This window comes from Rhodospirillaceae bacterium, from assembly GCA_028819475.1.
Lineage (GTDB): Bacteria > Pseudomonadota > Alphaproteobacteria > Bin65 > Bin65 > Bin65.
This window is the reverse complement of the sequence record JAPPLJ010000065.1, coordinates 1-19,815: the sequence shown is the minus strand read 5'-3', so window position 1 is coordinate 19,815 and position 19,815 is coordinate 1. Positions and strand designations below refer to the sequence as shown.

The 19,815-nt window shown below is 67.7% G+C and carries 17 protein-coding genes; 15 read left to right on the top strand and 2 right to left on the bottom strand.

The genetic code is table 11. The features are described from left to right. The first annotated feature begins 4 nt into the window (after nucleotides 1-4). The 15 genes from nuoI (at nucleotide 5) to dnaE (ending at nucleotide 17,442) form a co-directional block, all read left to right on the top strand. Complete coding sequence (gene nuoI / locus OXM58_19330) at nucleotides 5-484, top strand: NADH-quinone oxidoreductase subunit NuoI (protein MDE0150518.1); 480 nt, start codon at nucleotides 5-7, stop codon at nucleotides 482-484. Nucleotides 485-490: 6 nt separating this feature from the next. Next, entirely contained in the window at nucleotides 491-1,105 is a 615-nt protein-coding gene (locus OXM58_19325; GenBank protein MDE0150517.1) for an NADH-quinone oxidoreductase subunit J, read from the top strand. Nucleotides 1,106-1,109: 4 nt separating this feature from the next. Then, nucleotides 1,110-1,421, top strand: coding sequence for an NADH-quinone oxidoreductase subunit NuoK (nuoK, locus tag OXM58_19320; GenBank protein MDE0150516.1), 312 nt, complete (start codon nucleotides 1,110-1,112; stop codon nucleotides 1,419-1,421). Nucleotides 1,422-1,428: 7 nt separating this feature from the next. Then, on the top strand, nucleotides 1,429-3,393 hold the full coding sequence (gene nuoL / locus OXM58_19315; protein MDE0150515.1) for an NADH-quinone oxidoreductase subunit L: 1,965 nt from the start codon (nucleotides 1,429-1,431) through the stop codon (nucleotides 3,391-3,393). Nucleotides 3,394-3,396: 3 nt separating this feature from the next. Then, the gene (locus OXM58_19310) at nucleotides 3,397-4,989 is read left to right on the top strand and encodes an NADH-quinone oxidoreductase subunit M (protein ID MDE0150514.1); all 1,593 of its coding nucleotides are present in this window, start codon (nucleotides 3,397-3,399) and stop codon (nucleotides 4,987-4,989) included. A gap of 12 nt (nucleotides 4,990-5,001) precedes the next feature. After that, the gene (nuoN, locus tag OXM58_19305) at nucleotides 5,002-6,447 is read left to right on the top strand and encodes an NADH-quinone oxidoreductase subunit NuoN (GenBank protein ID MDE0150513.1); all 1,446 of its coding nucleotides are present in this window, start codon (nucleotides 5,002-5,004) and stop codon (nucleotides 6,445-6,447) included. Between the two features lie 16 nt (nucleotides 6,448-6,463). Further along, nucleotides 6,464-7,255, top strand: coding sequence for a biotin--[acetyl-CoA-carboxylase] ligase (locus tag OXM58_19300; protein ID MDE0150512.1), 792 nt, complete (start codon nucleotides 6,464-6,466; stop codon nucleotides 7,253-7,255). After that, a complete protein-coding gene (locus OXM58_19295) occupies nucleotides 7,255-8,025 on the top strand; it encodes a type III pantothenate kinase (GenBank protein MDE0150511.1) in 771 nt (256 codons plus the stop codon). Before OXM58_19300 ends, OXM58_19295 begins: the two co-directional genes overlap by 1 nt. Further along, on the top strand, nucleotides 8,022-9,707 hold the full coding sequence (locus OXM58_19290) for a ribonuclease J (protein MDE0150510.1): 1,686 nt from the start codon (nucleotides 8,022-8,024) through the stop codon (nucleotides 9,705-9,707). The genes OXM58_19295 and OXM58_19290 overlap by 4 nt, the downstream gene beginning before the upstream one ends. A 24-nt stretch (nucleotides 9,708-9,731) precedes the next feature. Further along, nucleotides 9,732-10,136 (top strand): methylmalonyl-CoA epimerase, encoded by a 405-nt coding sequence (gene mce, locus OXM58_19285; GenBank protein ID MDE0150509.1) that lies wholly within the window; start codon nucleotides 9,732-9,734, stop codon nucleotides 10,134-10,136. Between the two features lie 37 nt (nucleotides 10,137-10,173). Continuing rightward, nucleotides 10,174-10,401, top strand: coding sequence for a DUF1467 family protein (locus OXM58_19280; GenBank protein ID MDE0150508.1), 228 nt, complete (start codon nucleotides 10,174-10,176; stop codon nucleotides 10,399-10,401). A gap of 123 nt (nucleotides 10,402-10,524) precedes the next feature. Further along, the gene (locus OXM58_19275; GenBank protein ID MDE0150507.1) at nucleotides 10,525-11,838 is read left to right on the top strand and encodes a proline--tRNA ligase; all 1,314 of its coding nucleotides are present in this window, start codon (nucleotides 10,525-10,527) and stop codon (nucleotides 11,836-11,838) included. Nucleotides 11,839-11,846: 8 nt separating this feature from the next. Then, nucleotides 11,847-13,112, top strand: a complete 1,266-nt coding sequence (locus OXM58_19270) for a lipoprotein-releasing ABC transporter permease subunit (GenBank protein MDE0150506.1) — start codon at nucleotides 11,847-11,849, stop codon at nucleotides 13,110-13,112. Further along, nucleotides 13,105-13,827, top strand: coding sequence for an ABC transporter ATP-binding protein (locus OXM58_19265; protein ID MDE0150505.1), 723 nt, complete (start codon nucleotides 13,105-13,107; stop codon nucleotides 13,825-13,827). Before OXM58_19270 ends, OXM58_19265 begins: the two co-directional genes overlap by 8 nt. A 144-nt stretch (nucleotides 13,828-13,971) precedes the next feature. After that, nucleotides 13,972-17,442 carry a DNA polymerase III subunit alpha gene (gene dnaE, locus OXM58_19260; protein ID MDE0150504.1) on the top strand — a complete coding sequence of 1,157 codons (3,471 nt, stop codon included), beginning with the start codon at nucleotides 13,972-13,974 and terminating at the stop codon, nucleotides 17,440-17,442. 763 nt (nucleotides 17,443-18,205) lie between these two features. On the opposite strand, the gene OXM58_19255 is transcribed toward dnaE, so the two are convergent. Then, nucleotides 18,206-19,192, bottom strand: a complete 987-nt coding sequence (locus OXM58_19255) for a metal ABC transporter substrate-binding protein (protein ID MDE0150503.1) — start codon at nucleotides 19,190-19,192, stop codon at nucleotides 18,206-18,208. 11 nt (nucleotides 19,193-19,203) lie between these two features. Then, the coding region (locus OXM58_19250; GenBank protein MDE0150502.1) for a metal ABC transporter permease at nucleotides 19,204-19,815 on the bottom strand (612 nt) is incomplete at its 5' end.

The following is a 19,815-nucleotide window of genomic DNA, read 5'->3' as shown; positions in this document are numbered from 1 at the left end:
AACCATGCTGCGCGCGGCACGAACCGTCCTGCTCTGGGAGATCGGCGTCGGCCTGTGGAAGACTCTGGTCTACTTCTTCAAGCCCAAGGTGACGATCAACTATCCCTACGAGAAGGGGCCGCTCAGCCCGCGTTTCCGCGGCGAGCACGCCCTGCGCCGCTATCCGAACGGCGAGGAGCGCTGCATCGCCTGCAAGCTGTGCGAGGCGATCTGCCCGGCCCAGGCGATAACCATAGAGGCCGAGCCGCGGGCCGACGGCAGCCGCCGGACGACGCGCTACGACATCGACATGACGAAATGCATCTATTGCGGCTTCTGCGAGGAGGCCTGCCCGGTCGATGCCATCGTCGAGGGGCCGAATTTCGAATTCGCGGCCGAGACCCGCGAAGAGCTGATGTACAACAAGGAGAAATTGCTGGCGAACGGCGACCGTTGGGAAAGCGAAATTGCGCAGGCGCTCGCCGCCGACGCGCCCTACCGGTAGCCGCCGATGATCCTGCAAGCCCTCGCCTTCTACCTGTTCGCCTTCATCGCCGTGGCCGCCGCCGTCATGGTCGTGACGGCGCGCAACCCGGTCCATTCCGTGCTGTTCCTGGTGCTCACCTTCTTCAACGCCGCCGGGCTGTTCGTGCTGACCGGGGCCGAGTTCCTCGCGATGATCCTGGTGATCGTCTATGTCGGCGCGGTCGCGGTGCTGTTCCTGTTCGTCGTGATGATGCTGGACATCAACTTCGTCGAACTGCGCGAGGGCTTTCAGCGCTACCTGCCGGTCGGCGGCCTGATCGCGGCGATCCTGCTCGGCGAGATCGTCTTCGTCGGCGGCATCTGGGCGGTTGCGCCGGAGGTGAAGGGCGCGTTGACCGAGAAGGTGCCGGAGGGCAGCGCGCTCACCAACACCGAGATGCTCGGCCGGCTGCTCTACACCAAATACGTCTACCTGTTCCAGCTTGCCGGCATGGTGCTGTTCGTCGCCATGGTCGGCGCCATCGTGCTGACGCTGCGCCAGCGCCCCGGCGTGCGCAAGCAGAAGATCGGCGAGCAGGTCCGCCGCCGCCGCGAGGAGACGGTGGAACTGAAGCAGGTGCGGCCGGGGGAGGGCGTCTGAGACGATGTGGGAGATCGGCCTCGCGCACTATCTGACGGTCGCCGCGATCCTGTTCACCATCGGGATCTTCGGCATTTTCCTGAACCGAAAGAACGTCATCATCATCCTGATGTCGATCGAGCTGATCCTGCTCGCCGTCAACATCAACCTGGTCGCTTTCTCCTGGGCGCTGGAAGACCTGGTCGGCCAGATTTTCGCGATGTTCGTGCTGACCGTGGCCGCCGCCGAGGCCGCCATCGGGCTCGCCATCCTCGTCATCTACTTCCGCAACCGCGGCTCCATCGCGGTGGAAGACGTGAACGTGATGAAGGGCTGAACGCGGCATGTATGTCGCCGCCATCTTCCTGCCGCTGCTCGGCGCCGTCATTGCGGGGCTGTTCGGCCGGCGCATCGGGGACCGGGCCTCGATGTATGTCACGTCCGGCCTGCTCTGCGTCTCCGCGGTGCTGGGCGCGATCATCCTGTACGAGGTCGGCTTCGCGAAGACCGGCCCGCAGGAACCGATCCGCCTGTTCACCTGGATGGCGTCGGGCGAGCTGAGCGTCGACTGGGCGCTGCGCTTCGATACGCTGGCCGCCGTCATGGTCGTCGTGGTGACGCTGGTCTCCGCCGTCGTCCATGTCTATTCGATCGGCTATATGGGCCACGATCCGCACAAGCCGCGGTTCTTCGCCTATCTCAGCCTGTTCACCTTCTCCATGCTGATGCTGGTGACGGCGGAGAACTTCGCCCAGATGTTCTTCGGCTGGGAAGGCGTCGGCCTGTGCTCCTACCTGCTGATCGGCTTCTGGTACAAGCGCGAGAGCGCCAACGCCGCCGCCATCAAGGCGTTCCTGGTCAACCGGATCGGCGATTTCGGCTTCGCGCTCGGCATCTTCGCCGTGTTCGCCATTTTCGGCTCGCTCGATTTCTCGACCGTGCTGCCGGCGGCGCGGGAGCTTCCCGGCAAGGAGATCACGACCGTCGGCGGCTATGTCATCGACGGCCAGACCGCGCTCGACTGGACCTGCATCCTCCTGTTCATCGGCGCCATGGGCAAGTCGGCCCAGATCCTGCTGCACACCTGGCTGCCCGACGCGATGGAGGGCCCGACGCCGGTTTCCGCGCTGATCCACGCCGCGACCATGGTGACGGCGGGCGTGTTCATGGTTTGCCGCCTGTCGCCGATGTTCGAATTCGCGCCCCTGGCGCTCGCGACGGTCGTCACGGTCGGCGCGCTCACCGCCTTCTTCGCCGCCACCGTCGGGCTGGTCCAGAACGACATCAAGCGGGTCATCGCCTATTCGACCTGTTCGCAGCTCGGCTACATGTTCTTCGCCGCCGGCATCGGCGCTTATCCGGTGGCCATGTTCCACCTGATGACCCACGCCTTCTTCAAGGCGCTGCTGTTCCTCGGCGCCGGCTCGGTCATCCACGGCATGTCGGATGAGCAGGACATGCGCCGCATGGGCGGCCTGTGGCGCAAGATGCAGACGACCTACATCCTGATGTGGATCGGCTCACTGGCGCTGGCCGGGGTCGGCATCCCCTTCGTTTTCGGCTTCGCCGGCTTCTATTCCAAGGACCTGATCCTCGAGGCGGCGTTCGGCGCCCATACCGGGCTCGGCCTGTTCGCCTTCTGGATGGGCATCGCCGCGGCGATCATGACCGCCTTCTATTCCTGGCGGCTGATCATCATGACCTTCCACGGCGAGAGCCGGGCGCCCGAAGACGTCCAGGCCCATGTCCACGAATCGCCGATGGTCATGCTGGCGCCGCTGTTCGTGCTGGCGTTCGGTTCGGTCTTCGCCGGCGCGATCGCCGTCGCCTGGTTCGCCGGCCACGACTGGAGCGGCTTCTGGGGCGACTCGATCTACATGCGCGCGGAGGGCGCGATCCTCGACGCCGCGCACCATGTGCCGGCGTGGGTAAAGGTGCTGCCCGTCGTCGCCGGTCTGGCCGGGATCGGGCTCGCCTATGCCCTGTATATGCTGCGGCCCGCCTGGCCGAAGGCGCTCGCGAAGCAGTTCCGCGGCCTCTACTACTTCCTGCTACACAAGTGGTATTTCGACGAGCTGTACGACCGGCTCTTCGTGCGCCCGGCCATGATCGTCGGCCGCGGCCTGTGGCAGAAGGGCGACGGCGGCACGATCGACCGCTTCGGCCCGGACGGCGCGGCGGTCGCGACCCGGGGCGGCTCGCGCCTCGCCGCCCTGTTGCAGACCGGCTACGTCTACCACTACGCCTTCGCCGTGCTGATCGGCGCCTTCGGCTTCGTTTCCCTCTTCGTCTTCGGGCTGTGGGGCTAGGCGATGGAAACCTGGCCGCTGCTCAGCATCGTCACCTTCGCCCCGCTGGTCGGGGCGCTGCTGATTCTCGTTATGGTGCGCGGCGACCGGGAGGCGACGGACCGCAACGCCCGCTGGCTCGCCCTGTGGGCCTCGCTCGCGACCTTCCTGATTTCGCTGCTCATATGGATCAACTTCGAGACCGGGACGGCGGACTTCCAGTTCGTCGAAAAGGTGGCCTGGTTCAGTTTCCCGGGCGGCTACACGCTGAACTACCACATGGGCGTGGACGGCATCTCGATGATGTTCGTCCTGCTGTCGACCCTGCTGACGCCGCTCTGCATCCTGTGCAGCTGGGAGATCAAGTCCCGGGTGCGCGAATTCATGGCGGCGTTCCTGGTGCTCGAAACCTTCATGGTCGGCACCTTCTGCGCCCTCGACCTCGTCACCTTCTACGTCTTCTTCGAAGGCGTGCTGCTGCCGATGTTCCTGATCATCGGCGTCTGGGGCGGCGACCGGCGGGTCTATTCGGCGTTCAAATTCTTCCTCTACACCCTGCTCGGCTCGGTCTTGATGCTGGTCGCCGTCATGGCGATGTATTTCCTCAGCAAGTCGGCCGGGCAGGGCACCACCGACATCGTCGACCTGCTCAGGTTCGCCCGGGAGACCGGCTTCAGCCCGGAAGCGCAGAAATGGCTGTGGCTCGCCTTCTTCGCCTCCTTCGCGGTGAAGCTGCCGATGTGGCCGGTCCATACCTGGCTGCCGGACGCCCATGTCGAGGCGCCGACGGCGGGCTCGGTCATCCTCGCCGGCGTGCTGCTGAAGATGGGCGGCTACGGCTTCCTGCGCTTCTCGCTGCCCATGTTCCCCGATGCCTCGGTTTATTTCGCACCGCTGGTCTACACGCTGAGCATCGTGGCGATCATCTACACGTCCCTGGTCGCGCTGGCCCAGGAGGACATGAAGAAGCTGATCGCCTATTCGTCGGTCGCCCATATGGGCTTCGTGACCCTCGGTATCTTCGCGGCGACCGTGCAGTTCAGCGCCGGCAGTCTGCCCGACAACCTGTTGGGCGAGCAGGCGGTGACCGGCGCGATGTTCCAGATGCTGTCCCACGGCATCGTCTCGGCCGCGCTCTTCCTCTGTGTCGGGGTGGTCTACGACAGGCTCCACACCAGACGGATCGACCGTTACGGCGGGCTGGTCCACCGTATGCCGCGCTACGCCGCCGTGTTCATGGTGTTCACCCTGGCCTCGGTCGGCCTGCCGGGCACGAGCGGCTTCATCGGCGAGTTCCTGGTGCTGTTCGGCGTTTTCCAGGTCAACGTCTGGGCTGCGGCGCTGGCGGCGACCGGCGTGATTCTCGGCGCCGCCTACATGCTGTGGCTCTACCGCCGGATCATCTTCGGCGAGCTGGTCAAGCCGGACCTCATGCGGATGAAAGACCTCCACCCGCGCGAGGTCGCGGTCTTCGCGCCGCTGGTCATCCTGGTGCTCTGGATGGGCATCTGGCCCGAGCCGTTCCTCGACGTGTTCGACGCGTCGGTGAAGAACCTGCTGACAAGCTTCAAGGCCGGCGCCTGCCGGGTCAACGAAGCCTGTTTCGCGGCACGGTAGGAGCGCGGCGCCATGATCCTGCCGAACCTGGAATATGCCGCAGCGGAAATGTTCGTCGCCGTGGCGGCGATGGTCCTGCTGATGATCGGCGTGTTCCGGGGCGAAGGCTCGTTCCGGCTGGTCTCGGTGCTGTCGATCCTGGCGCTGGTCGCGGCCGCCGCCGTTACGGTCTGGATGTCGCCGGTCGAGAGCCGGTCGGCCTTTGCCGGCATGTTCGTGAGCAACGGCTACACGACCTTCGTGAAGGTCGGCATCCTGCTGGCGTCGGCGGTCGGCATCGTCCTGTCGATCGGCTACAACGCCCGCGAAGCGATCGAGCGCTTCGAATACCCGGTGCTGATCGTGCTGGCCGCGCTCGGCATGATGGTGATGGTTTCGGCCAGCGACCTGCTGTCCCTCTATATCGGGCTCGAACTGCAAAGCCTGTCGCTCTACGTCGTCGCCGCGATCCGGCGCGATTCCGTCAAGTCGAGCGAGGCCGGCCTGAAATATTTCGTGCTCGGCGCGCTGGCCTCGGGAATGCTCCTGTTCGGCGCTTCGCTGGTCTACGGCTTCAGCGGCACCACGGCGTTCGCCGGCCTCGCCGCCCAGCTCACCGGCGCGACCGCGCCCTCGGTCGGCCTGGTTGTCGGTCTGGTCTTCGTCATGGTCGGCCTGGCTTTCAAGGTTTCCGCCGTGCCGTTCCATATGTGGACGCCGGACGTCTACGAGGGCGCGCCGACCCCGGTGACGGCCTTCCTGGCGGCAGCGCCGAAGCTGGCCGCGATGGGCCTGCTCCTGAGCGTGCTCGCCGGCCCGTTCGGCGGCCTCGTCAAGCAGTGGAGCCAGATCGTCATCGTTCTGGCCATCGCCTCGATGGTGCTCGGCGCCTTCGCCGCGATCGCCCAGACCAACATCAAGCGGCTGATGGCTTACAGTTCGATCGGCCATATCGGCTATGCCCTGGTCGGCCTGGCGCCGGGCACCGGCGAGGGCTACAGCGCCGTGCTGGTCTACATGGCGATCTACATCGTGATGACGCTGGGCGCCTTCGCGGTGATCCTCGCCATGCAGCGCAGCGGCCGGATGGTGGAGGAGATCGGCGACCTTACCGGCCTGTCGCGCACCAACCCGGTGATGGCGGCCATGATGCTGATCTTCATGTTCTCGATGGCCGGCATCCCGCCGCTCGCCGGATTCTACGCCAAGCTCTACGTCTTCCTGGCGGCGGTCGAGGCCGGCCTGTATTTCCTCGCCGTGGTCGGACTGGTGACCAGCGTGGTCGGCGCCTACTATTACATCCGTATCGTCAAGGTGATGTATTTCGACGAGCCGGAAGATGCGCTCGATCCCCGGCCGGGCCGCGACCTCGGCGCCGTCCAAGTCGTTGCCGGAATGGCGACGCTGCTGTTTTTCCTCTTTCCCAGCCTCCTGGTCGGCGCGGCCGATACGGCCGTGTTCAGCCTGACCGGCGGCTAGGGTCGTGGAACCGCTGTTGCCGGAAATCCCGGGCGCCGGAAGCGGTCTTCGCGAGGCCGCCGCTCTACCTGCCGGGTTCCGCCTGCACCGCCTGGGCGCCGTCGCGAGCACGAACGACGAGGCCCGGCGCCTGGCGCAGCTGGACGCACCGGACCGGACGGTCGTACTCGCCGAGACCCAGACCGCCGGCCGCGGGCGGTACAGCCGGCAATGGGAATCGCCGCGCGGCAACCTGTATGCCTCCTTCGTCTTCCGGCCGGCCGTCGCGCCGCGGCACGCCGGGCAGATCGGCTATGTCGCTGCCCTGGCGGTCCACGATACGGTCGCGGCGCTGACCGGCAGTCCCTCGGCGGTCGCCTGCAAATGGCCGAACGACGTGCTGGCCGGCGGGGAAAAGATCGCCGGAATCCTCCCCGAATCCTCGATCGGCTCCGACGGCGCGCTGGAATGGATCGTCCTCGGCATCGGACTCAACGTCGTCAGCGCTCCGGCCGACGCGTTGCGGCCCGCGACCAGCCTGAGCGCGCAGGGCGGCAGCCGGCTCGATGCCGGAACCGTGCTGGCCCGGCTCAGCCGGTCGCTCGACGGGTGGATGGTTCGCTGGATCGGCGACGGCTTCGATTGCATCCGCAAGGCGTGGCTCGACCGGGCCGGGCCGGTGGGCTCGGAAATTCGGGTCGTCCTGTCCGAACGCAGCGTCGCGGGCCGTTTCGGCGGCCTCGATCGCGACGGCGCCCTGATCCTCGAAACGGCGGCCGGGCGGGAGATCGTCCACAGCGGAGAGGTCTTCTCCGCCGGGGGGCGCTGATGCTGCTCGCGATCGATTCCGGAAATACGAACATCGTCTTCGGCGTGCACGACGGGGCCGGGTGGCGCGCCGTCTGGCGCAGTGCGGCCAGCGGCGACCGGACGGCGGACGAGCTGGCGGTCTGGATGATGCAGCTCTTCGAGATGAAAGAACTGGAACGCCGCGCCGTCGACGCCGCCATCATCGCCAACGTGGTGCCGAGCAACGATTTCAGCCTGCGTTCCCTGTGCCGGGACCATTTCGGAATCGAACCGCTGGTCATCGGCGACGCCGCTGTCCGCCTCGGCATCGAACTGCTGACCGACGCGCCGGAAGAGGTCGGCGCCGACCGGATCGCAAACGCCGTCGGCGCCTTCTGCGAGCATGGCGGGCCGCTGATCGTGATCGACTTCGGGACGGCGACGACCCTCGACGTGGTGGACGGGGCGGGCAACTATTGCGGCGGCGTCATCGCGCCCTCGGCCGCCCATTCGGTCGATGCGCTGCACCGGGCCGCGGCGCAACTGCCGCGCATCGACGTGCGCCGGCCGGCGAGCGTCGTCGGCACCGCCACGGTTCCGGCCATGCAGTCCGGGGTCTACTGGGGCTATGTCGGCCTGATCGAAGGGCTGGTCCGCCGGATCCGCGAAGAGCGCGGTACGCCGATGAAGGTGGTGGCCACCGGCGGCCTGGCCGAAATCTTCTGCGAAGCGACGGACGCCATCGATCTCCTGGACCCCGACGTCACCTTGCGCGGATTGCGCGAAATATTCGCCAGAAACCGCGCATGAGCGGCGACGCCCTCCATTTCCTGCCGCTCGGCGGCGCCGGCGAAATCGGCATGAACCTCAACCTGTTCGGCTATCGCGGCCGCTGGCTGATGGTCGATCTCGGCGTTACCTTCGGCGATCCCACGATTCCCGGGATCGAAGTGATTACGCCGGACCCGGAATTCATCGCCGACCGCCGCGACCGGCTGGCCGGGCTGGTCCTGACCCATGCCCATGAAGACCATATCGGCGCGGTGCCCCACCTCTGGCGCCGGCTGAAATGCCCGATCTATGCCACCGGCTTCACCGCTTCGGTGCTCAAGCGAAAGCTTGCCGAGGCCGACCTGGAGGACGAGGCCCGGATTACCCCGATCGAACCGGGCGCGCCGTTCGACGTCGGCCCGTTCAGCGTCGAGCTCATACGGCTGACCCATTCGATCCCCGAGCCGAACGCCTTGCTGATCCGCACCCCGCTGGGCGCCGTCTTCCACACCGGCGACTGGAAGCTCGATCCGGATCCCCTGATCGGCGCGCCGGTCGACGAAGCCGCCCTGCGGCGCATCGGCGATGCCGGCGTCCTGGCGCTGATCGGCGATTCGACCAACGTGTTCGAGGAAGGCCGGTCCGGCTCGGAGGCCGACGTCCGGCAGAGCCTGATCGAACTGGTCGGGAAGTACGACAGGCGGGTGGCGATCGCCGCTTTCGCCTCGAATGTCGCGCGGCTCGAAACCATTGCCGCGGTCGCAAAGGCGACCGGGCGGCATGCCGCCCTGTGCGGCCGGTCGCTGCGCCGGATGGACGAGGCCGCCCGCGAAAACGGCTACCTGCGGGACTGGCCACGGTTTCTCGGCGAAGAAGATGCTGCGAAGCTGCCGCGCGAACGGGCGCTGATCGCCTGCACCGGCAGCCAGGGCGAGCCGCGCGCGGCTCTCGCCCGCATCGCTGCCGGCAGCCATCCCAAAATCGGCCTCGACGAAGGCGACGCGGTGATCTTCTCCTCGCGCAAGATTCCCGGCAACGAACGCGCCATCGCCCGGCTCCAGGACATGCTGGTGCACCGCGGCGTCGAGATCGTTACCGAATCCGAGCATTTCGTCCATGTCAGCGGCCACCCGGCGCGCGACGAACTGGTCGACATGTATCAGTGGATCCGGCCGCAGATCGCGGTGCCGGTCCATGGCGAGCGCCGCCATCTGCACGAGCACCGGCGGCTGGCCCGCCGCTGCCAGACGCCCCAGGCCATCGTCGCGACGAACGGCGAGATGGTGCGCCTGGCGCCCGGCCCGGCGGCCATCGTCGAGAAGGTCCATAGCGGCCGTCTTGCGGTCGAGGGGGAGAACCTGCTGCCGGTCGACGGTCCGGTCATCCGCGAACGCCGCCGCCTGATGGACAACGGCGCGGCCGTGGCCACCGTGGTGGTCGACGCGAAGGGCGAGCTTCTGGAAGACGCCATCGTCACCCTGGCCGGCCTCGGCGGCGAGGACGAGCGGCGGGACGACGCGCTCTACGACGCGCTGATCGACGCCGTGGACGAGGCGGTGGACGGCCTGTCGCCGGGCGGGCGGCGCGACGACGAAAAGCTTGAACAGGCGGTCCGCGCCGCGATACGCCGGGTGATCCGCAGCGAAACCGGCAAGCGCCCGGCGACCGACGTCCATGTCGTGCGCCTGACGCCGGCCCTGATCGACCGGGCACAGGAATAAGGGCGCAAGCACAAGGGCAGAAGCATGATCGGCCGCCTCAACCATGTCGCCATCGTCGTTCCCGACTTGGCCGCCGCCTCGGCGACCTACCGGGATACGCTCGGCGCAACCGTATCGGAGCCGAAGGACCAGCCGGCCCACGGCGTCACGACCGTCTTCGTCGAGTTGGACAATACGAAGATCGAACTGCTGCACCCGCTGGGCGAGGGCTCGCCGGTGGCGAAATTCCTCGAGAAGAACCCGTCCGGCGGCATGCACCATGTCTGTTACGAGGTCGACGACATCCTGGCGGCCCGCGACCGGCTGGTGGCCGAAGGCGCCCGGGTGCTGGGCGACGGCGAGCCCCGCATCGGCGCCCACGATAAGCCGGTGCTGTTCCTGCACCCCAAGGATTTCTGCGGCACGCTGGTCGAGCTGGAGCAGGTCTGACACCGCCGCTTCCGGCCCCGGCCCCTGACGATTTCCCATGAGCATCGTCGAAGCCATTGTCGTGTTCGCCATCGTCTGGTGGCTGTTCTTCTTCATGCTGCTGCCCTGGGGCGTCGAACGGAACCGTGCGCCCGAGCCGGGCCACGACGCCGGCGCCCCGGTCCGGCCCAAGCTGGTGCGCAAGGCGCTGGCCGCGACCGTGCTGGCGGCGGTGGCGACGGTGGCGATCCGCTGGGCCGTCCAGAGCTATTTCGCGGATTTCTGAGGCGCGCGCGCCGTTGCCTTGCCCGGCCCGAAACCCTACAGTCCGGACGCTTCCGCCGGGCCCGGAGGCTCTCGAATAGTCATGTCCGACAACGCTTCCCCAGCCAGCCGAGACCGAGCCGCCATGCGCCTCACCCGCTTTTTCCTGCCGACGCTGAAGGAAACGCCCGCCGAGGCGCAGATCGTGTCGCACCGCTACATGCTGCGGGCCGGCATGGTGCGCCAGGCGAGCGCCGGCATCTATTCGTGGCTGCCGCTGGGCTATCGCGTGCTGAAGAAGATCGAGCAGATCGTGCGTGAGGAGCAGGACCGGGCCGGCGCCGTCGAGATGCTCATGCCGACCATCCAGTCGGCCGACCTGTGGCGCGTCTCCGGCCGCTACGACGACTACGGCAAGGAGATGCTGCGCATCGAGGACCGGCACGGGCGGGACATGCTCTACGGCCCGACAAACGAGGAGCTGATCACCGAAATCTTCCGCACCTCGGTGCGCAGCTACCGCGACCTGCCGAAAAACCTCTACCACATCCAGTGGAAGTTCCGCGATGAGGTCCGCCCGCGCTTCGGCGTCATGCGCGGCCGGGAATTCTTCATGAAGGACGCCTATTCCTTCGCGCTCGACTATCCGGGCGCGGTCCACGCCTACAACCAGATGTTTGTCTCCTACCTGCGCACCTTCGCCCGGATGGGCCTCCAGGCGATCCCGATGCGCGCCGAGACCGGGCCGATCGGCGGCGACCTGAGCCACGAGTTCATCATCCTCGCCGACACGGGAGAAAGCGCCGTCTACTGCCACAGGGACATGCTCGCCTTCGACATCTTCACCGAAGACGTCGACTATGACAGCGATTTGCAGCCGATCGTCGACCACTGGACCGGCCTCTACGCCGCGGCCGACGACAAGCACGATCCGGCAGCCTGCCCGGTGGCGCCGGAAGACCTGGTCGAGGCCCGGGGCATCGAGGTCGGCCATATCTTCTATTTCGGCGCGAAATATTCAAAACCCCTCGGCGCCGTGGTGACCGGGCCGGACGGCAAAGAGGTTCCGGTGGAGATGGGCTCCTACGGCATCGGCGTATCGCGGCTGGCCGGCGCGATCATCGAGGCCAGCCACGACGAAAACGGCATCGTCTGGCCGGAGGCGGTCGCGCCCTTCCGGGTCGGGCTGATCAACCTGCGTGCGTCGGACGAGGCCTGCGTTTCGGCCTGCGATGCACTCTACGGCCGGCTGAACGCGGCCGGCGTCGAATGTCTCTACGACGACAGCGAAGACAGCGCCGGCGCGAAATTCGCCCGGATGGACCTGATCGGCCTGCCCTGGCAGATCATCGTCGGGCCGCGCGGCGTGAAGGCTGGAACCGTGGAGTTGAAGAACCGCAAGACCGGCGCGCGCGAGGAACTCAGCGCCGAATCGGCGTTCGCGCGGCTCGCGGCCTGAGGCCGCGCATGGCGTCCGGGGAGCGGTTTTCGGTGTTTTCGCCGGCAGAACGCATGATCGCCTTCCGCTATCTGCGGCCGCGCAGGAGCGAAGGCTTCATTTCCCTGATCGCCGCCTTCGCCTTCCTGGGCATCGTGATCGGGGTGGCGACGCTGATCGTCGTCATGTCCGTGATGAACGGCTTCCGCGCCGAACTGCTCTCGCGCGTGCTGGGCTTCAACAGCCACGTCGTCGTCTACGGCAGCGACCGGCCGATCCGCGACCATGGCCGGCTGGTCGCCGAAATCCGCAGGATCGAGGGCGTCGTGACAGCGGCGGCGGTCGTCGACGGCCAGGTCATGGCCTCGGCCGGCAAGCGCAGCAGCGGCGCCTTCGTTCGCGGCATCGCGCCGGAGGACCTGAAACGCCATCGCCTGCTGAGCGGCAGTCTGGACGAGGGCGCTTTGGCGCGCTTCCGCGACGGGACGCTGATCCTGGGGCGGCGCATGGCCTCCTATCTGGGCGCGGGGACCGGGAGCCGCGTCCGCCTGCTGTCGCCGAAATGCGATCCGACGCCGGTCGGCTGCGTGCCGGGCATCGCCTCCTTCACCGTCGCCGGCCGGTTCGACGTCGGCATGTCGGAATACGACCGCGGCTACCTCTTCATGCCGCTGGAGACCGCGCAGGACTTCTTCAGCGTCGACGACGGCGTCACCAATATCGAAATCGCAGTCGACGATCCGGACCGGGTCGACGCGGTGGCCGAGCGGGTGCGGGCGCTGGAGATACCGGGCGCTTTCGTGCGGACCTGGCAGGACGTCCACGCGACCTTCTTCGGCGCGCTCAAGGTCGAGCGGAACGTCATGTTCCTGATCCTGACCCTGATCATCCTCGTCGCCGCGTTCAACATCGTCTCCAGCATGATCATGCTGGTGAAGCAGAAGGGCCAGGCCATCGCGATCCTGTGCACCATGGGCGCGACCCGCGGCAACATCCTGCGCCTGTTCTTCATGACCGGCGCGACCATCGGCGTGGCCGGCACCTTCTTCGGCGTGCTGCTCGGGCTCGGCGTGGCCTACAACATCGACCGGTTCAAGCGATGGATCGAAGACCTGCTCGGCGCCGAGCTGTTTCCTGCTACGGTCTATTTCCTGTCGAGCCTGCCGTCGAAGGTCGAGCTGCCGGAAGTTGCGCAGATCGTGGCGATGGCGCTGGTGCTGACCTTCCTGGCGACGATCTATCCGGCCTGGCGGGCGTCGCGGCTCGACCCGGTGGAAGCCCTGCGCAATGAATGAGCCGGCGCCCGCGCCCGCGTCGAAGTTGGCCGCGCCGCTGCTGGCGCTCGAAGGCGTGCACAAGGCCTTCCGGCAGGGCGGGCGGGATATCGAAGTGCTGCGCGGCGCCGACCTGGCGGTCCGGCCGGGCGAGATGGTGGCGCTGGTCGGCCCGTCGGGCGCCGGCAAGTCGACCCTTCTGCATATCGCCGGCCTGCTCGAGCGGCCGGACGGCGGCCGGGTCGTGCTGTGCGGAGAGGATTGCGCCGGCCTGTCCGGCCAGCAGCGGGCGCTGCTGCGCCGCCGGCTGCTCGGCTTCGTCTACCAGTATCATCACCTGCTGCCGGAATTCAGCGCGCAGGAAAATGCGATGCTGCCGCAAATGCTGGCCGGCGCGGGAAAGGCCGCCGCGGCGGCGCGGGCGGCGGAGCTGCTGGAGGGCCTCGGGCTGCGCGACAGGATCAGGCACCGGCCGGCGCAATTGAGCGGCGGCGAGCAGCAGCGGGTCGCGATCGCCCGGGCCGTCGCCAACCGGCCGCAGGTGCTGCTCGCCGACGAGCCGACCGGCAACCTGGACCAGGCGACGGCCGAGCGCGTGTTCGGCCAATTCCTGAAGCTCGTGAAGGAAAGCGGCATCGGCGCCCTGGTCGCGACCCACAATCCGGCGCTGGCCGGGCGCATGGACCGGATCCTCGAAATCGCCGAGGGCCGGCTGAGAGTGCGCCGGGCCGGATAGCCCGGCTTGTTCACAGGTTTTCCACCGAACGATCCCCCGGAATCTGCATTGTCGATGCGCGCGGGCGGGGCGCGGCGCGCGAATTGCATGTAGATTTGGGGAGCCGACCGATCGGCTTCCCCAACCCGCCGCGCCGGACTGCCCATGCCCCACGCCGACTTCGTCCACCTCCGGGTTCATTCCGCCTATTCGCTGTCCGAAGGGGCGCTCAAGATCCCGGATATCGCGACGCTCTGCAAAGCGAACCGCATGCCGGCGGTGGCGATCACCGACACCAACAACCTGTTCGGCGCGCTCGAATTCTCCCAGACCTGCGCCGGGGCCGGCGTCCAGCCGATCGTCGGCTGCCAGCTGGCGGTCGCCTTCGAGGCGTCGAACCCGAACCGCCTCCAGCGCGACGCGTTCGACCGGCTCGTGCTGCTGGCGCAGAACGAGGCCGGGTACCGGAACCTGCTGACGCTGACATCCCGGGCCTTCCTGGCTGTCGAGGCCGGGGCGGCGCCCCATGTCCCCGGCGACGCGGTCGCGGCTCATGCCGAAGGCCTGATCGCGCTCACCGGCGCGCACGGTCCGCTCGGCCGGTACCTGGCGGCCGGACAGGACGATGCGGCGGAAGCGGTCTGCGCGCGGCTCAAGGCCATCTTCGGCGACCGGCTCTATATCGAGATCGCCCGTCAGGGGGTGCGCGACGACACGGCGATCGAGCCGAAGCTGCTGGCGCTCGCCGATGCCACGAATTTGCCGCTGGTCGCGACCAACGAGGCGTTTTTTGCCGAGGAGGGGATGTTCGCCGCCCACGACGCCCTGCTGTGCATCGCCGGCGGCAACTCGGTCAACGAGCCGGACCGGCGGCGGCTGACCCCGGAGTTCCGCTTCAAGACGGCCCAGGAGATGCGCGCCCAGTTCGCCGACCTGCCCGAGGCGCTGGACAATACCCTGGCGATCGCCGAGCGCTGCGCCGTCATGGCGGAGACCAGGGCGCCGATCCTGCCCCATTTCGTTTCCGAGGCCGGCCGTTCGGAAGCCGACGAGCTGCGCCACCGGGCGACCGAAGGGCTGGAAGAGCGTCTGGCCGGGCATGTCGTGGACGCCGGCGCTCCCGAGGCGGAGCGCGAGGCCGCGGCCCGGCCCTATCGCGAGCGGCTCGAAACCGAACTCGGCATCATCGAGACGATGGGCTACCCCGGCTATTTCCTGATCGTCGCCGATTTCATCCAGTGGGCCAAGGGAGAGGGCATCCCGGTCGGGCCCGGGCGCGGCTCCGGCGCCGGCTCCGTCGTCGCCTGGGCCCTGACGATCACCGATCTCGACCCGCTGCGCTGGGGCCTGCTGTTCGAGCGCTTCCTCAATCCCGAGCGCGTCTCCATGCCGGACTTCGACATCGATTTCTGCCAGGAACGGCGGGATGAGGTGATCCGCTACGTCCAGCGCAAATACGGCGCCGACCGGGTGGCGCAGATCATCACCTTCGGCAAATTGCAGGCGCGCGCGGTGCTGCGCGATGTCGGCCGCGTGCTCGAAATGCCTTACGGGCAGGTCGACCGGCTGTGCAAGCTGGTGCCGAACAACCCGGCCAACCCGGTGACGCTCCAGGAAGCGATCGAAATCGAGCCGCAGCTCCAGGAACAGCGGCGCCAGGACGAAAGCGTCGCCCGGCTGATCGATATCGCCCTGCAGCTGGAAGGCCTGTACCGCCACGCCTCGACCCACGCCGCGGGCGTCGTGATCGGCGACCGGCCGCTCGAAGAGCTGATCCCGCTCTACCGCGACCCGCGCTCCGACATGCCGGTCAGCCAGTTCAACATGAAGGATGTCGAGAAGGCCGGCCTGGTCAAATTCGATTTTCTCGGGCTGAAGACCCTGTCGGTCCTGCAAACCGCGGTCGACCTGCTCAGGGCCCGCGGCATCGAAGTCGACCTGGAGCGCCTGCCGCTCGACGACGCCGGGACCTACGAGATGATCTCGCGCGCCGACACGACGGGCGTGTTCCAGCTGGAAAGCAGCGGCATGCGCGACGTGCTGCGCCGCCTGAAACCCGACCGGTTCGAGGACATCATCGCCGTCGTCGCCCTCTACCGGCCCGGCCCGATGGAGAATATCCCGTCCTACATCAACCGGAAGCACGGCGTCGAAGCCGTCGCCTACGACCATCCGAAGCTGGAGCCTGTGCTGAAGGAAACCTTCGGCATCCCGATCTACCAGGAGCAGGTCCAGCAGATGGCCCGGGATCTCGCCGGCTACACGCTGGGCTCCGCCGACCTGCTGCGCCGCGCCATGGGCAAAAAGATCAAGGCGGAGATGGACGCCCAGGGCGCGACCTTCATCGCCGGCTGCGCCGAGCACAGCAGCATCGAGGAACGTCAGGCGCGGCAGATCTTCGACACCATGGCGGCCTTCGCCGGCTACGGCTTCAACAAGTCCCACGCCGCCGCCTATGCGCTGGTCGCCTATCAGACCGCCTGGTTCAAGGCGAACCATCCGGTCGAGTTCTACGCCGCTTCCATGTCGTTCGACATGGGCAACGCCGACCGGATCGCCAATTTCCGGCGCGAATTGCAGCATGAAGGAATCGACCTGCTGCCGCCCGACGTGAACCGCTCGGACGTCGCCTTCGCGGTCGAGGACGGCGCCGTGCGCTACGCCCTGGCGGCGCTCAAGAATGTCGGCGCGGCGGCGATGGAGAGCCTGGTGCGCGAGCGCGAGGCCGAGGGCCGGTTTCGGGATGTCGGCGACCTGGCCGACCGGCTCGGCACCGGCGTCGTCAACAAGCGGCAGATGGAGCATCTGGTCAAGGCGGGGGCGCTGGATTCGCTGAACCCGAACCGCCGGCAATTGTTCGAGGGTGTGGACGCCATCGCGCGGCTGGCCGCGGTCGCCGCCGACGACCGGTCGAGCAACCAGGTGAGCCTGTTCGGCGACGATCCGGCCGCCGCCGGCGCGGCCCTGCGCCTGCCCGACGTGCCGGACTGGCCGTTGACCGACCGGCTGCGCCATGAGTTCGAGGCGGTCGGCGTCTACCTGTCGGCCCATCCGCTGGACAGCTACGCCAGGAGCCTGGAGAAGATGGAGGTCGTGTCCTACGGCCGGCTGGTCGAGCGGGCCCAGGCCGGAGAGCCGCCGTCCGTGGCACGGCTGGCCGGCACGGTGATCGGCCGCAAGGAGCGGCGCAACGCCAAGGGCAACCGGTTCGCCTTCGTCCAGCTCAGCGATGCGAGCGGCATCTACGAGGTCACGGCGTTTTCCGAAGCCTTGGCGGACAGCCGGGACCTGCTGGACGATGCGGCGGAAACCAACGCGCCGGTGCTGGTCAACGCCGATGTCCGGATCGAGGACGGCGATTCGGTGCGCCTGCTGGTCCGCTCGTTTGCGACCCTGGATTCGGCGGCGGCGCGCTCGACCCGCGGCTTCCGGATCTTCCTGGCCGGCGACGAGGCGGTCGGCCCGCTGCACGGCCTGCTCGCCCGCCAGCAGGGCGGCCACGGCACCGTCGACCTGGTGGTGCCGTGGGGCGAGCGCGAGGCCGAAATCCGCCTCGGCATGCCGATCCCGACCGCCCCGGCGGTCCACCAGGCGATCAAGTCGATCCCCGGCGTCGTGCATGTGGAGGAGGTGTAGGGTGGGGCGGGCTCCGGCTGTCGCGGATAGACGGACGCCATACATCCCTGCCGCCGATTATGCCGGCGACCCGCGTGCCGGGCCGCGCCGGGCCGCGCCGGGGCGGAGAAATCGCTTGACAGGCCGATATAGAACATTATATGAACAAATGGGCATTCGGCCGGCGGGGCCGCGCGGCCAGCCGATGTGGGCAATCTGGGAAATTATGGATAGCTGTCATAATTTGTGCACGGACGCCGGAGCGGAAATGGCGGATTTCTGCGGATTTCGCGCCGGAAAAAGCGGCTCGGCGGCGAAAAAAAACGAAATATAGACCGGTCTGTCTCATCCTTGAAGCCGGGCCGCTCATGCGCAACGGAGGAGGATACCGCCACGGATCATGACGAATCATGACATTTCATGACACATCCGGGACCGTCATCCCGGCCGGGCGCAAACCCGACACCGTCATTCCGACCGAGCGAAGCGAGTGGAGGAATCTCGACTCGATCCCGACAACGGGACCCGGAAGCCAGCGACGGGATTCCTCCACTTCGCCCCGGATCAGATCCGGGGCTCCGGTCGGAATGACGGGAGGGGTTTGCGGTTTCGGTGTCCGGTTCGGAACGGCGGACGGGGGCGAAGAAGGCGGCGCCATGACAAATCATGACATTTCATGACGCAGGCAATGGCCGGTCCCCCGGATGCTCCCCGGTGCCCCAGGCGCTCCGCCGCGCCTTCGGCCTCGACCTTGCGCGCGCCGGCACGATGGCCGGCGGCCGGCTTATCGCGCCAGCGCTTTCGCGATCGTCGTCGCGTTGTGGCGCATCATGTCGAGATAGGTCGGCGCCGGACCGTCGGGGCCGGACAGGGCGCCGGGATAGAGCGTGCCGCCGATCCTGGCGCCCGTCTCCTCCGCGATGCGCTTCAGGAGCCGCGGATCGGTTATGTTTTCGACGAAGACGGCGCGAATGCCCTCTTTGCGGATCTGCCGGACCAGGCGGGCGACACCCTTTGCCGACGCCTCCGATTCGGTGCTGAGCCCCTGCGGCGCGATGAAGGTCAGCCCGTATCGGCGGCCGAAATACTGGAACGCGTCGTGGGAGGTGACGACTGTCCGGCGCCCTGCGGGAAGCCTGGCGACGATCCTGTCGATTTCCGCGTCGAGGGCCTCGAGTTTGTCCTGATAGGCCGCGCGATTGCGGTCGAACGCGCCGGCGTTCGCCGGATCGGCCTTTGCAAGCGCCGCCGCGATGTTGTGCGCATACACCGTTGCGTTGCGGACGTTCTGCCAGACATGGGGGTCGAAGGCGCCGTGGTCGTGGCCTTCGTGCCCGGCGTGATCTGCGTGATCGTCGTGGCCGGCGTGATCGTCGTGGCCGCCCTCCTCGAAAGCGATCGGCTCGATGCCGTCGGTCGCCACCACCCGGATGCCGCGGAAGTCCGAAGCGTCGATCAGGCGGTCCAGCCAGCCTTCGAACTGGAGTCCGTTGACGACAAGGATCTTCGCTTCGCGGACGGCCCGCGCGTCGGCGGGGGTCGGCCGGTAGACATGCGTATCCCCGTCGGGGCCGACGAGCGTCGTGACGGCGACATGCTTTCCGCCGATGCGCTTCACAATGTCGCCGAGGATCGAGAAGGTGGCGACCACCGGGATCGGTTTGCCGGATTGGGCCACGGCCGGGCCGGCGAGCGACTGGACGAATGACGGGACGAGTGACAGGGCCAGGACGGCGGCGGCGGAAGTCAGAAGCGTTCTGCGGGCGGGCATCGGAACTCCTTTCAGGCTTCGAGATAGCGGCGCGGGAAGGCCCGCCCGGCGAGACTTCCGACCGGTCCGAAGACCAGCGACAGCGCGTAGGCGAGACCCGCGACGAGAATGATCGCCGGCCCGGACGGCAGGCTGAAATGGTAAGAGAGAAGAAGGCCGCTCAGGCTCGCGAGCATCGCAACCGAGACCGCGACGGCGGTCAGCGCGCCGATGCCGATCGCCCAGAAGCGCGCGGCGGCGGCGGGAAGGATCATGATGCCGACGACCATCAGCGTGCCGAGCGCGTGAAAGCCGCCCACGAGGTTCAGCACGACGAGGGCAAGAAACGTGAAATGCGTCACGGCGCTGAGCCCGCTCACCGAGCGCAGGAACTGCGGGTCCGCGCATTCGAGGACGAGCGGCCGGAACAGGACGGCCAGGGTCGCGACCGAGAGGCTCGCGATCGAGCACAGAAGGACCAGCGCGTCGTCGTCGAGCGCCAGTACGGTCCCGAAGAGGACATGCATCAGGTCGACATTGCTGCCCCGGGTGGACACGATCAGCACGCCGACCGCCAGCGAGATCAGGTAGAAGGCCGCCAGGCTCGCATCCTCGCGCAGCGCCGTGACGCGGGTCACGAAGCC